General features: G+C 48.1%; 9 protein-coding genes and 3 pseudogenes. 3 read left to right on the top strand and 9 right to left on the bottom strand.

Translation table 11 applies throughout. The features are described from left to right. Nucleotides 1-54 precede the first annotated feature (54 nt). From QUF14_RS03820 to QUF14_RS03780, 9 genes and pseudogenes are all read right to left on the bottom strand, one after another. Nucleotides 55-822: pseudogene (locus tag QUF14_RS03820) on the bottom strand (ISAs1-like element ISEc1 family transposase); the annotation flags it as partial. Between the two features lie 206 nt (nucleotides 823-1,028). Beyond that, entirely contained in the window at nucleotides 1,029-2,351 is a 1,323-nt protein-coding gene (ltrA, locus tag QUF14_RS03815) for a group II intron reverse transcriptase/maturase (protein ID WP_038813497.1), read from the bottom strand. A 751-nt stretch (nucleotides 2,352-3,102) separates the two neighbouring features. Continuing rightward, nucleotides 3,103-3,924, bottom strand: coding sequence for a hypothetical protein (locus tag QUF14_RS03810; protein WP_100733722.1), 822 nt, complete (start codon nucleotides 3,922-3,924; stop codon nucleotides 3,103-3,105). Nucleotides 3,925-3,943: 19 nt separating this feature from the next. After that, on the bottom strand, nucleotides 3,944-4,471 hold the full coding sequence (locus QUF14_RS03805) for a lysozyme (protein WP_286333531.1): 528 nt from the start codon (nucleotides 4,469-4,471) through the stop codon (nucleotides 3,944-3,946). Between the two features lie 1,114 nt (nucleotides 4,472-5,585). Further along, nucleotides 5,586-5,857 (bottom strand): annotated as a pseudogene (locus tag QUF14_RS03800) (transposase family protein); the annotation flags it as partial. A gap of 226 nt (nucleotides 5,858-6,083) precedes the next feature. Beyond that, on the bottom strand, nucleotides 6,084-6,356 hold the full coding sequence (locus QUF14_RS03795; protein WP_000394623.1) for a bacteriocin immunity protein: 273 nt from the start codon (nucleotides 6,354-6,356) through the stop codon (nucleotides 6,084-6,086). 14 nt (nucleotides 6,357-6,370) lie between these two features. After that, a complete protein-coding gene (locus tag QUF14_RS03790) occupies nucleotides 6,371-7,426 on the bottom strand; it encodes a pyocin-S2/colicin E7-DNase domain-containing protein (protein WP_241957718.1) in 1,056 nt (351 codons plus the stop codon). A 222-nt stretch (nucleotides 7,427-7,648) separates the two neighbouring features. After that, nucleotides 7,649-9,826 (bottom strand): annotated as a pseudogene (gene tssI / locus QUF14_RS03785) (type VI secretion system tip protein TssI/VgrG); the annotation flags it as partial. Between the two features lie 230 nt (nucleotides 9,827-10,056). Further along, on the bottom strand, nucleotides 10,057-10,263 hold the full coding sequence (locus QUF14_RS03780) for a YbfA family protein (protein ID WP_000424924.1): 207 nt from the start codon (nucleotides 10,261-10,263) through the stop codon (nucleotides 10,057-10,059). A gap of 312 nt (nucleotides 10,264-10,575) precedes the next feature. On the opposite strand from QUF14_RS03780, the gene kdpF reads away from it, so the two are divergent. Genes kdpF through kdpB form a run of 3 tightly spaced genes read left to right on the top strand, consistent with a single transcriptional unit; the run spans nucleotide 10,576 to nucleotide 14,409 of the window. Next, nucleotides 10,576-10,665: a K(+)-transporting ATPase subunit F gene (gene kdpF / locus QUF14_RS03775; protein WP_001365534.1), complete on the top strand. Its 90-nt coding sequence runs from the start codon at nucleotides 10,576-10,578 to the stop codon at nucleotides 10,663-10,665. Continuing rightward, a complete protein-coding gene (gene kdpA, locus QUF14_RS03770; protein ID WP_000741126.1) occupies nucleotides 10,665-12,338 on the top strand; it encodes a potassium-transporting ATPase subunit KdpA in 1,674 nt (557 codons plus the stop codon). The genes kdpF and kdpA overlap by 1 nt, the downstream gene beginning before the upstream one ends. A 22-nt stretch (nucleotides 12,339-12,360) precedes the next feature. Next, nucleotides 12,361-14,409 (top strand): potassium-transporting ATPase subunit KdpB, encoded by a 2,049-nt coding sequence (gene kdpB, locus QUF14_RS03765; RefSeq protein ID WP_000087981.1) that lies wholly within the window; start codon nucleotides 12,361-12,363, stop codon nucleotides 14,407-14,409. Nucleotide 14,410: the final 1 nt, after the last annotated feature.

Below are 14,410 nucleotides of genomic sequence, written 5' to 3'. Positions count from 1 at the left end.
ACGAAAGCCCGCTCCCCGCAAGGACTGACGTCAGCTAGTTTCTGTCCATAGCTGCCCTTTCCATTCAAACGTGAAATCAATAAGTTCATCAGGGACATCGCAAACAATGTGAAGACGGATTTCTTCTCTGCCGTGACTCTTTTCACTAATTGCGTAACTGTCATGCTCTGGATTATTTAATTCTTTCAGCGGAAATTTTTCCTCGAAGGCTTTATTTAGCCGCCCCTGGTTTCCTTTTACAGCGAATAAATAATCACCTCCCTGTTTTTGTATCTTCTCTGCAATATCTTTCTGGCAACCCATCGCACCAGTTGTGATGATTTTTCCTTTAATATCCAGCATGTTAAGAAGTTCAGGGATAGCTGTAATCTCATTGGATTTCTCATCCGTCTTGATCTGTCCGATGACCAGACTGTGCATTGTTGAGAACGCACTAATGACATGAATCGCTCCCCTGCGGCGACTCTTGTCATAAGAGTGCCGGAGCGTTTTTCCATCAATTGCAATGACGCCTTTATCTTCTGAAGAATGGCAGTCACGCATCCAGTTAATAAAGCACTCGTGAAATTTTGCAGGACTGATACAGGATACAACTCTGGCAATGGTATCGTGAACAGGAATACCATTTTCAAAATCACCGTATTGTTTTAAAAAATCGAGATGTGTTTCCCCAAAATCCTCTATATCTTCCCAACCTTCCGCACCCGAAATAACGGCACAAATAGTCAACAGTAGAATATCCGATAATTTATGTTCCACTTTCCAGGCTTGTCTGTAATCGGGGATAATAGAAATATGTTCCATCAATTTTTTAAGTTCCATTTTTTTCTCCTTAATTATGTAAGGAGTATTTGATCATGTATAAGCAATAAAAAACAGCTTCAGGTAATGAGGAATATCTCAATTTTTAAACATAAAATGCGAATTATTTAGTACAAAAAAGCAGCGTTAAGTGAGTAGGCCACCGGAACCTCCCCGACAGCCTCTCGCAGAACCGTACGTGAAACTCTCGCTTCATACGGCTCCCGTCAGGCAAACGAGCTTCCTGGTCCTGCTTTCCAGTGGGCAAACAACTCCGGCTTCTCTTTTGACAGCCTTTCCATTAGCTGACACGCCTTCGTCTTTCTATACCGCAGGGTTTTATATTTCTTTCTCGCCCACGCAATCAGCGTCAGATTAATATATCTGCATACTTTCTTCATCGCTGATTTGTGGTATCTCGCGTAATAATTCAGCCACCCCGATATTATCGGATTCAGCCACTTCGCAATATCTTCGAGACTCATCTCCACCCTGCGTCTGATCCACAGTTTCCTGAGTTTTCCAATCATGCCTTTCTGCGCACGGTTACTCGCCGCCGGGCTGAAACTCGTAAAGAGGTTTCCCCGCCGGTGGTTACGTGCTCTTCGCGCTCTGAACGTATACCCCAGAAAATCAAACTGCACTGTTTCATGGTTCGCCTGTCGTTCGCTGTCTTTGCAGTAAACTATTTTCGTTTTCTCCGGATGTAATTCCAGTCCACATTCCTGAAAACGTTTTGCCAGCTTATTCAGTAATTCCTCTGCCTGTTGTTTACTGCCACAATGAATTAATCCATCATCTGCATAACGGCACCAGGGAATTTCCGGATAATGTAACGTCAGCCATTTATCAAACACATAGTGCAGAAATAAATTCGCCAGTACCGGGCTGATGACTCCACCCTGTGGCGTACCTTTATTTCTTTCCTTCAGTGTTCCATCCGGCATCTGCACCGGCGCTGTCAGCCACCGGCGAATAGACAGTCTTACCCATTTATCCGCACAATGTTTATCTACTGCCCTGAGTAATAAATCGTGGGGGATATTATCGAATAACCCTTTAATATCAAACTCAAGACACCAGTCGTATTGCCAGCAACGTTTTCTGGTGACTGCTATTGCATCCAGCGCTGATTTTCCATGCCGGTATCCGTATGAATCATTCAGGAAATAACGCTCCACTAATGGTTCAAACGTTACCAGCACCGTCATCTGCGCTATTCGATCGCTTACTGTCGGTATTCCTAAAAGTCTTTTGCTGCCATCCTTCTTCGGAATTTCCACCGCACGCACTGGCGGCGGCATCCAGCTTCCCGACGATAACCTGTTCCAGATTTTGTACAGATTTCCTTTCAGATCCCGCTCAAAATCTTTCAGCGTCTGGTTATCCACTCCGGCAGCTCCGGCATTCGCCTTTATCCGCCGGTACGCTTCCACCACATGCAATTTACTGACCTGAAACGGTTTTGTCTGTTCACACACAGCCTCCTCCTGCCTACAGTTGGGCTGTGATGCAGACTGCCCGACGCTGTCCCTTCGCTCCACGTTCATTACAAACGCTTCCTCACTACTACGAACAGCTCTGCCCCGGTTTCGCACATCGATACTCTCATACTCATAATTTCGGTTATTTGTATTTCTCTCTTGACATTGCGACGACCGGTTCCCGTAGTTCCTGCAAAGAGCCCGATACAGCGTCATGCCTGCTATACACCGGACATCATTCACGCAGCATTCGGAATTCACCCGTAAATTAATCCCGGCGGTATCACGAAACCTCCGGTTTTGATGTCACTTAGGACTAACGACGTTTCAACACAGGTTCGGGTTTACTCATCTCACTGTATCTCACATACGATCAGATCTCGTCTGATCGTTCCCCCTGCGCTCACTACCATGGCTCTTTACCACAGCAGCCGGGGTTGTTTGGGACCGACTTCCGACAGCAGATCCCGGTGGGCCTGCCACCATCTCTTCACAAGCTTATGCTTATTACATGCAAAACGTTCCGTTTTGCATCTTTGTGCCTACGGCACACCGTGATCTTTCCCTGCCATGGGTCTTTACCACAGCAGCAGGGGTTGTTTGGGACCGACTTCCGACAGCAGATCCCGGTGAGCCTGCCACCATCTCTTCACAAGCTTATGCTTATTACATGCAAAACGTCCCGTTTTGCATCTTTGTGCCTACGGCACACGATGATCTTTCCCTAAGGAGTCATACTTTGTTAGGATAAAAAACCTTTAAATAGCTTTCCTACCTTCCAATAAAAACCACAGAATCAGCAATGTTTAAATTTAAATCAGTATTGAGTTTCATTTGTGATCTCTACATTCACTCCTGATGGCTTCTCGCTAAATAAATATCTCATACTCTCATTCTCCATAATCACGGATATATTTAACCCTCCATGAATCCATTGATATGTAATATTTTTATCATCAATCTTATAACTAAAATTCCCAATTGGTAACTTTTCCTTCAGATAATTATTCTCCTCATAACTAAGTGCTAGTAATTTATCATAGGCACCTTTTAAATCAAAACCCTCAAAATAGCAATGTTCTTTTGATGAACCATCAAATTCTTTTCTGGGATTAGCATCATGACACCAAGTCGACCATTTTTCTTTTTTTTCCTCAGAAGTATGCTTTTTTTCATTGAAAAACAGCACATAATATTTCTCTGGGATTATTATCTGATCATTAATTTTTAAGATATCTCTATATGGCCCAGGACATTTATGAACAGAATCCATAATGGATATTTCTTCAGGAAAAAGTTTGCCTTCATGTTTAAATAATTTCCTGTACATACCTACTGTTGTTTGTGATAAGTAATATGACAAGGGCTTTTTTTTAACTTCAACATAGTCAGTCGAACATACGAGACTATTTTCCAATGAATAATCATTTATCGTTAGCTTTCGCCCATCCATATTTATCACTACCTTACTGTATGTTTCATCAAGGGCACTTATTATAAGCGAATCATGTTTACCAAAAACATCGATATCTGAAACATTATGATAAATCCATACGGTATTTTTAGTATTATCATTAGAATATGCGATACCATGAATAAAAAAAATCATTAGAAAGCCCATAAAAAATTTACCGCGCATACAAATTCCTTAATGTAAATCAATGTGATGAATCATAAACATTATTCAAAAATAGATTTTGTTCTTTTCGGCGTCGTATAACAAGGCCAGCAACTCCGCCATTTGTAATATCAAGAAATTCATTGGAGGCACCTATATAATCCTTTTGATTAAGTTTAGAATTCAAATTCGGTGCCTTACTCATGCTCCCCATATTAAACAATAAACTTATTAACGCATCAAATTCGTACTGATATAAATCCACACTCACTGTTCTTTTAAGCTCACTAACAAAACCAGATAAACGCTCTTCAAATAACTCATCAGCTTTAGCAATTGTTATTCCATGCTGAAATTCTTCTGGTAAAACTATATCATTGCAACGTTGTGTAGCAATTAAATGTCCATAACCTATAGTACAGTAACCTTCTGAATCATTATATGCTGTTAGTTGTAAATATTCCCATTCTTTTATAAAACCCTTACCTTTATTTGATACATTCAAATCTGCAATGGCGATCCTTTCAGCAGTTTGTTCTTCGTTAAAACTATTGATGTACCCCTCCATCAATATATCAATTGGATCATGTAAATCATCCCGTCTATAAAATGGAGGTATTTGTGTATTATTCGGCGGAGGCGTTCCATTGTTTCCTGGATAGTATTCAAAATGCAACATATAAACCACTTCTTCCCCAGGGATTATAACTGGAGGCCTCCCTGTATCAGGTTTAATCATCAACCCTGTTTTGGCAATTATTGCCCCTTGCATAATATGATCATTAATCTTTACTAAAATACTTGATGGATCAACTTCACCATACCGCACATAGAAATGCCGACCATCTCTAGTCGAGTGCTCAATCGTAACTTGCCAAGTACCGTAATAGTATCGAGAAATAGCTCTTACTATTCCGTTGCAAACCGAAACAATATCAGACTTCGGTTCCGTATATAGATCACGCGCTCCATGTTTTCTATTACCATTATTACGATTTCGTCCAAATATAGCTTGAGAGGCATTTCGATCTGTCAAGGCAGCAGCCCAAAAATAATTTTTCCACTTTCCATTTTTGTCATTATTAGGTTTTACTTTTAAAGGAAAAATAATTTGATTTGATTTTTTCTGAGATAATGAATCTAAAAACACAACCGGATGAAAATGCCACACAGCATCATCACTATTAAACGGAGATACCCCGCTCATCCACTCCAGATCCAGCTGCCACTTCTCACAGTATGCCACTTCCTCTGTGTCCAGATCTTTATAAAATCCTTCCCACCGCCCTGTCGAGCGCCCTCCGTACCATTCGCTGTGGTGTTTAACTATCAGATGATTCACCACATTTCTCACCAGTGGTTCACGCACGATCAGCGCCTGTCTGATCTCTTCCTCCGTCACTTTTCCATCACCGTCCTGATCCATACCCGCCATCAGCTCACGATAAAAGGGCGGTACCTGCTCATACAGCCACTCATCTCCCTGTTCTGCGGCACGGCTTATTGAGTCAAACGCTTCCGGCACCCATCCTTCGTACGGGCTGTACGTCATGTCACCGCTGCTGTTCTCCTCCAGCGGCTGAAAACCCAGCTTCAGTAAATCATACTGTCCGGCCTCTTCAACATCCTTCTGTGGCAGCCAGCCGGTTCCGGTGATATTAAGCCGCCCCTGGTTTCCTTTTAATAAAGCACTCATGAAATTTTGCAGGGCTGATACAGGATACAACTCTGGCAATGGGATGTGAACAGGAATACCATTTCAAAAATCACCATGTCGCTTCAAAAAATCGAGATGTGTTTCCCCAAAATTCTCTATATCTTGCCATCCTTCTGTACCAGAAATGACGGAGCAAATAGTCAAAAGTAGAATATCCGACAATTTATGTTCCACTTTCCAGGCTTGTCTGTAATCGGGAATAACAGAAATATGTTCCATCAATTTTTTAAGTTCCATTTTGTTCTCCTTAATTATGTAAGGAGTATTTGATCATGTATAAGCAATAAAAAACAGCTTCAGGTAATAAGGAATATCTCAATTATTGAACATAAAATGCGAATTATTTAGTACGAAAAGTGTACTTCTGATGATCTTTCCCTGTACCACCTCCTCAGGAAGTGGTTTAAGGTTAATAACAAAAATACCAATCATTTTAATAAAATATGACGAGTATTTATTTTCATTATATTTTAAAGCATCCTAGCCCCTGCGATGCTCGCCATCGTTTTAACTCATCAACAATCCCTTGGGGACTATCTTCTCTATCTTCAGATGGATAGAATATCAAATCACTACCATCTGGGTGCTGAGTGATTCTAATAAAATGACTTACAAGATCATCAATAAACTTCGACAATTTATCGCCATGCAATTCCTCAGGTGGTTCAAAAAAATTATTTAGAAGTTCGATAAATTCATCTTCCGTATAATCTTCTAGATTATTTTTAAACTCCATTACTACCTCCTTTTTTATTTATGCAATCGTATGTGGTTTTTAGGTGTATTTACTCTAAGATTATCAATATCATAGACTTCTCCCCCATATTGGATTTCGTCAATATGATGAATTTCAAATGTACCTCGCCCCCCAACTCTTTGTCTTGATATAGTATAAGGTGCGCGTCCACGCTTTATCAACGTTTGGTTAGCTTTATTAAATTGGCTCAATAGTTCTGGACATTCACCTACAGCAGTCCAGAAAGCTGCCCTGAATTCATCAAAATTGTTAAATGACTTACTCCGAAGTTTATTTGCGACCTGTTGTGGAATTGGCACTCCTAAGCTTTTCCCCGCCTGCGACAGCCATCTTCCTGTACCTGCTAACACCTCCCCCTTACCTGTTACTGTTCCCGCTTCATCCCTTGCAGTTTTCAGATACACATATATTGGTGTTAATTCCGCACCGTCAGGAAAGACAAGTATCCAGTCATTAAAATTTCGCTCCTCCGGCATTGGAGAAGGCGGCGTGGTGATATCTGTTTTTTCATCGGGTATCGGATTAACATAAATATCAGGTAGATCAACTGGTTCGACAGGAGTTCCGGTGTGTATGGGCTGCTCTGAACCTTCTGGCTTTGCAGGCGTCCAAAATATTTTTGGTCCCGAATCAGACACAGGTGAAAATTCATAACGGGAAAATTCCTTATTCCACTCCATCAATGCTACCCGAACACCTTCAAGTTCCGAACCTGCGGGTGTGTGGTATCCGTATGTTCTCAATTCACCAGCAGTATTCCGCTGAAAGAGAAAGCGCGCCCGCGTAGCTGCCGTCTCTCCAGATTGCGCTTTACGACGTAGCTCATTTTCGAGCCACTGTTCATCCCGTCCAGGAACTTTATCACTACCTTCACCGGCAGGTATTGGATATAGTGCTGATACTAGAACACCAAGGGCTGGCACCGTTTTTGATACACTTAAAAAACCTTCTCCACCCCATGCCCCTAATGTTCCCCATACGCGAGTTAAAACTCCCGCAGACTGTTCCGCCGCTAGTGGAACCGCAACACCCGCTGACGCAACTGTCATTTCCCCCGTCAGTGAGTTCGCTCCTGAAGTTTTTTTTGCTGACTGCGCAAGTTGCTCCACTTCATCGTCATGATAGTGTGTACCATAGCCGCAACAGTCATCCTCCACTGGCTGGGCAAATAGAGCCATATCACCAAAATGTTTCGATGGCTCCATGGTCGTACCAGCATCAGTGCAGCCTTTCTCCTTCAGACAAGATTTTGCGTATACAGGAATTACCAGTTCATCTGAATCGTCCTTGTCTTCTTCTCCACCTTCTGATTCATCCTCATCACTAGGCTCTCCGTCATTCCCGCCGCCAGCATTCCCTCTGTCATACTGCTCGTCAGCCAGAGCGTCCATAACTGCCGGTTGTAGTGTATTTATCGGCGTCCCCGGACTGCCCCCGCCATTCAGATTTATTTTCGGTCCGACAATATCCACACCACCAGAATGAACGACCACAAACGAGCCCCCCACCTTCAGGCTTATCCGGCTGCTGCTCTCCAGCACGATATCCCCGTCCACCTTGATCCCCAGCGCGCCACTCACCTTCTCCGCCAGGTCGCCCTTCACCTCCAGACTGTGCGTTCCCTCCACCAGACTGATATGGTTCCCCGTCGTCTTATGCTCCTGCTTCCCTTCCACCGTCACTTTACGGTCGTTTCTGACATACAGGCCGTCATCGTGACTCACGCTCACCGTCCGGTCATTCGTCACCTTCAGCGTCTGGTCATTACGTACCGTTATGCGCCGGTCGTTCGCCACCGTGATACTCTGGTCGTGGCCCCCTTCTTTTCTGGTGCCGACCTCAACCGTCTGCCCCTTCACCACCCTTATCTTCTGGTCGTTACCGATGGTCTCCGTATGGTCATGCTTCACGTCCGTCGTCCGGTCGTTAAGCACCTCCGTGTCCATGTTCTTCTGCGCGTGGATATACACCTGCTCACTGTCCGTCGCATCCTCGAAACGCAGTTCATTAAAGCCGCTTCCTTTATAGGTCTTCGAGCGGATGGTCATCTGCGTCCGCGTGCCCGGTAAATCCCCCGGTGAACGGTTATCTTCATGGTAGGTCCGCCCCGTCACAATGGGCTGGTCCGGGTCGCCGTTCAGAAAGTCCACTATCACTTCCTGACCCACACGCGGTATCGCCAGATTGCCGAACCCCGGTCCCGCCCATGCCTGCGACACCCGTATCCAGCATGAACTCTCCTCCGTCATCCCGTGATAACGGTCCCAGTGAAACTTCACCCGTACCCGGCCATGCTCGTCGCAGAATATCTCCTCACCCTTCGGCCCGGTCACGATGGCACTCTGCGGGCCGTCCACCTTCGGCTTCGGCAGCGGCGCGTGACGCCACGTCCTGTCTGCCGGTATCACCTCAAACTGATTGCTCAGTGTCGTCCCTTCACCGTGACTCCCGTGCAGCGCCTGCGGCTGTTCTCCCCGCAGTGTGCTTCCCACAACCTGCCATTCCCGGTTCAGCGTCGCTGACGGATGGCCCGTCAGCCGGAACCGCGTTCCCGGCCACAGTCGCGCCGTGTTACACACCCCGCTCGCCGTCTCCGCCCCGTTCCGCCACCCTTCCGTCTGGTAACGCGCAAAATCCTGGCCATGCTGCTCATCCTTGAAACGCCCCGGATAATCAAATATCTCGTACTGCGTTCCCTGTCCGTTCAGGCTCTCCCCGTCATGGCTGTAGTACCCCGGCCACCCCGGCGTTTTGAACGTATAATCCTGCGTCTCCACCGACGCCACGCTTATCTGCGCACGGTAACGGAAGTCGCGGATGTACTCTGTCGTGCCTCCGGTCGTGGTATTCGGGTTAAACGCCAGCGCCCCCATTCCCGTCAGCCCCGCCACGTCATCACACACCGCCAGCTTCTGTTCCGGCCCGTCCTGACTGCAGCGTTCATAAAAGAAGATACCTTCCTCCGCCCACAGCCGGGTCAGGAATGTCAGGTCGCTCTCCCCGTACTGCACGCAGAACTCCCGCGCCGGGTGCGCCTCATAGAACAGCGGCATCCACGCCGTCACCCCGTTCTCTCTCAGAAGCTGTGCTGATATCGTCTGAATGTCCTGCTGCTGGAAGATACGGAAGTTCTGCCGTAACCCTGCCCGCCACAGCGGCGGGCTGATGCTCAGGGAATAACGCATCTGCCAGTCGTTGTTCTCACCGAGCTGCACCTCCGTCACGATACCGCTGACGTAACGCTGCGGGATATCACCCTGCCAGACCGTCAGCACCGCGCTTTTCTCCAGAAAATCCTCCGCCGTCAGGTCAGACAGCCCGCTGGCGATATCCACATCCAGGATGAACGGCGTGCAGTGGTGCTGGTACAGACGGAAGCTCACCACCGCCGTCGCCATCTCCACGATACCGGCCACCGACAGCGTGAAACGTAATCCTTCTGAGGACATATAAACCCCATAGCTACCGCACTCATGGTGCAAACCATACGGGCTTATAAGAAAGGCTTAAGTGAGATATCTGCCAGATAGCAACTATTAGGAAAATATTTATATATATTTCATGAATATATATTTCGGTTGGTATAACGGTGTCTAAATATTCCTCTGAACATCTTCCTGATACAAAAAAACCGCCAGCGTTTCCGCTGGCGGTTTTCTTTGAACGTCATGTTTAGCAATCAGTAAAAATCACCGGTTGCCTTTTCGGCCTGATCCATCCACACCGGTTTATCGCTGGTTTTCGACCAGACGCGGTGCAGGTAGCTGTAAAAGCGGGCGCGGTCTTTCCAGAAAAGCATGAAAGGCAGCGCCAAAACGCCCGCTGCAACCGCATAAGTACGGCGTAAAAAGATAAGCCATGCAGGATATTCTCTGTAGAGTTCCATACTTTTCTCCCCCTTTTGTATCTACCCGGTGAATGGCACCGGAAAAATGAATTTGTTTATCTGATGAAAATAGTACCGCCTTTTGTGTAATTTTACTACTCATCCGACCACTTATTTTTGCTTATTGATGGTTTATTTACATTCATCGTGTAATTAAGTTACATGAAAGTTAAATTAATACTAAACATTAGTTAAATCATGGCTTTTGCCATTTTTATACTTTTTTTACACCCCACCCGCAGATTTTTGCGAAATCTTTGCAGCCAGAATTCTACCCTTCCGGTATCACTTTTAGGCCACTGGAGGTGCACTGTGAGTGCAGGCGTGATAGCCGGCGTGTTGCTGGTGTTTTTATTACTGGGTTATCTGGTTTATGCCCTGATCAATGCGGAGGCGTTCTGATGGCTGCGCAAGGGTTCTTACTGATTGCCACGTTTTTACTGGTGTTAATGGTGCTGGCGCGCCCTTTGGGCAGTGGGCTGGCGCGGCTGATTAATGATATTCCTCTTCCTGGTACGACGGGCGTTGAGCGCGTACTTTTTCGCGCACTTGGCGTGTCTGACCGTGAGATGAACTGGAAGCAGTATCTCTGTGCCATTCTCGGCCTGAACATGCTGGGGCTGGCAGTGCTGTTTTTTATGTTGCTCGGTCAGCACTATCTGCCGCTTAATCCACAGCAGTTGCCAGGGCTGTCGTGGGATCTGGCGCTGAATACCGCCGTCAGCTTTGGCACGAATACCAACTGGCAATCTTACAGCGGTGAAACCACGTTGAGCTATTTCAGCCAGATGGCGGGCTTAACGGTGCAAAACTTTCTTTCTGCCGCCAGCGGGATTGCGGTGATTTTTGCCCTCATTCGTGCATTTACCCGCCAGAGCATGAGCACACTCGGGAATGCCTGGGTCGATCTGCTACGCATCACGTTATGGGTGTTAGCCCCGGTGGCGTTGTTGATCGCGCTGTTTTTTATTCAACAAGGTGCGTTGCAAAACTTTCTTCCCTATCAGTCGGTTACGACTGTTGAAGGGGCGCAACAGCTGTTACCAATGGGTCCGGTGGCTTCTCAGGAAGCGATCAAGATGCTCGGCACTAATGGCGGCGGTTTCTTTAATGCCAACTCATCGCATCCGTTTGAAAACCCGACCGCACTGACCAACTTCGTGCAGATGCTGGCGATCTTCTTGATCCCAACAGCGCTGTGCTTTGCCTTTGGTGAAGTGGCAGGCGATCGCCGCCAGGGGCGCATGTTGCTGTGGGCGATGTCAGTGATTTTTGTCATCTGCGTAGGCGTGGTGATGTGGGCAGAAGTTCAGGGTAATCCTCATCTGCTGGCGCTGGGTGCGGACAGCAGCATCAATATGGAAGGTAAAGAGAGCCGTTTCGGCGTGCTGGTCAGTAGCCTGTTTGCGGTCGTGACTACGGCGGCTTCCTGTGGCGCGGTGATTGCGATGCATGATTCGTTTACCGCTCTCGGTGGCATGGTGCCGATGTGGCTGATGCAAATTGGTGAAGTGGTATTCGGCGGTGTCGGTTCTGGTCTTTACGGCATGATGCTGTTCGTTCTGCTGGCGGTGTTTATTGCCGGGCTGATGATTGGTCGTACACCGGAATATCTGGGTAAAAAAATCGACGTACGTGAGATGAAACTGACTGCACTGGCGATTCTGGTCACCCCGACGCTGGTGCTGATGGGCGCGGCGCTGGCAATGATGACCGACGCCGGACGTAGCGCCATGCTCAACCCTGGCCCGCATGGTTTTAGCGAAGTGCTGTACGCCGTGTCATCCGCCGCTAACAACAACGGCAGCGCCTTTGCCGGCTTAAGCGCCAACTCTCCGTTCTGGAACTGTTTACTGGCGTTCTGCATGTTTGTCGGTCGCTTCGGGGTGATTATCCCGGTGATGGCGATTGCCGGTTCGCTGGTGAGTAAAAAGAGCCAGCCCGCCAGCTCCGGCACGCTACCAACGCACGGCCCGCTGTTTGTTGGTCTGTTGATCGGCACCGTGTTGCTGGTTGGCGCACTGACCTTTATCCCTGCCCTGGCGCTTGGTCCGGTGGCGGAATATCTCTCCTGATGATATTGAGTGAGCACTGAATATGAGTCGTAAACAACTGGCGCTATTCGAACCAACACTTGTCGTTCAGGCGCTGAAAGAAGCGGTGAAAAAATTAAACCCGCAGGCGCAATGGCGTAATCCAGTGATGTTTATCGTCTGGATCGGCAGTCTGCTGACCACCTGTATTAGCATCGCGATGGCAAGCGGCGCGATGCCTGGCAATGCGCTGTTTAGCGCGGCAATTAGCGGCTGGCTGTGGGTCACCGTACTGTTCGCTAATTTCGCCGAGGCGCTGGCAGAAGGCCGCAGTAAAGCGCAGGCCAACAGTCTGAAAGGGGTGAAAAAAACTGCCTTTGCCCGCAAGCTGCGTGAGCCGAAATATGGCGCTGTGGCAGACAAAGTTCCTGCCGATCAACTGCGTAAAGGCGATATCGTACTAGTAGAAGCTGGCGATATTATCCCCTGCGATGGTGAAGTCATTGAAGGGGGTGCATCGGTCGATGAAAGCGCCATCACTGGGGAATCGGCACCGGTGATCCGTGAATCCGGTGGCGATTTTGCCTCCGTCACTGGCGGCACGCGTATTCTTTCTGACTGGCTGGTGATTGAGTGCAGCGTTAACCCCGGTGAGACATTTCTGGATCGGATGATCGCGATGGTGGAAGGCGCGCAGCGACGTAAAACGCCGAACGAGATTGCCCTGACCATTCTGCTGATTGCCCTGACTATCGTCTTTTTACTGGCAACCGCCACGCTGTGGCCGTTTTCCGCGTGGGGCGGTAATGCAGTCAGCGTAACGGTACTGGTGGCGCTGTTGGTCTGTCTGATCCCAACCACTATTGGCGGCCTGTTGTCAGCGATCGGCGTCGCCGGAATGAGTCGGATGCTGGGCGCGAATGTGATTGCCACCAGCGGACGTGCAGTTGAAGCGGCGGGCGACGTGGACGTCCTGCTGCTGGATAAAACCGGTACCATCACCCTCGGTAACCGTCAGGCATCAGAGTTTATCCCCGCGCAGGGCGTAGAGGAAAAAACGCTGGCCGACGCAGCACAACTGGCTTCGCTGGCCGACGAAACGCCGGAAGGCCGCAGTATTGTGATCCTCGCCAAGCAGCGTTTTAACCTGCGCGAGCGCGATGTGCAGTCGCTTCACGCCACTTTTGTACCGTTTACTGCGCAAAGTCGAATGAGCGGGATCAATATCGACAACCGTATGATCCGTAAAGGTTCTGTCGATGCCATTCGCCGCCATGTTGAGGCTAACGGTGGTCACTTCCCTGCCGATGTTGATCAAAAAGTCGATCAGGTTGCGCGTCAGGGGGCCACGCCGTTGGTGGTGGTGGAAGGTTCCCGTGTGCTGGGCGTTATTGCGCTGAAAGATATCGTCAAAGGCGGTATTAAAGAGCGCTTCGCCCAGCTGCGCCAAATGGGCATAAAAACGGTGATGATTACTGGCGATAACCGTCTGACTGCCGCCGCCATTGCTGCGGAAGCGGGCGTCGATGATTTTCTCGCTGAAGCGACACCGGAGGCCAAGCTGGCATTGATCCGTCAGTATCAGGCGGAAGGCCGTTTGGTGGCGATGACCGGCGACGGCACCAACGATGCTCCGGCGCTGGCGCAGGCAGATGTCGCGGTGGCGATGAACTCAGGTACTCAGGCGGCGAAAGAAGCGGGCAATATGGTGGATCTCGACTCTAACCCGACCAAGTTGATCGAGGTGGTGCATATTGGCAAACAGATGCTGATGACCCGTGGCTCGCTGACCACCTTCAGCATTGCCAACGATGTGGCGAAATACTTCGCCATTATTCCGGCGGCGTTCGCGGCAACGTATCCGCAGTTAAATGCGCTGAACATCATGCGCCTGCATTCGCCCGACTCCGCCATTCTCAGTGCGGTCATTTTCAACGCCTTGATTATCGTCTTTTTGATTCCCCTGGCGTTAAAAGGCGTGAGTTATAAACCGCTTACCGCTTCTGCCATGTTGCGCCGTAACTTATGGATTTACGGTCTGGGTGGGCTGCTGGTGCCGTTTATTGGTATCAAAGTCATTGATTTACTGCTGACCGTTTGCGGTCTGGTGTGAG

The sequence above is a fragment of the Escherichia sp. HH091_1A genome (assembly GCF_030295175.1).
Lineage (GTDB): Bacteria > Pseudomonadota > Gammaproteobacteria > Enterobacterales > Enterobacteriaceae > Escherichia > Escherichia coli_F.
This window is presented reverse-complemented; position numbering and strand designations above follow the sequence as displayed.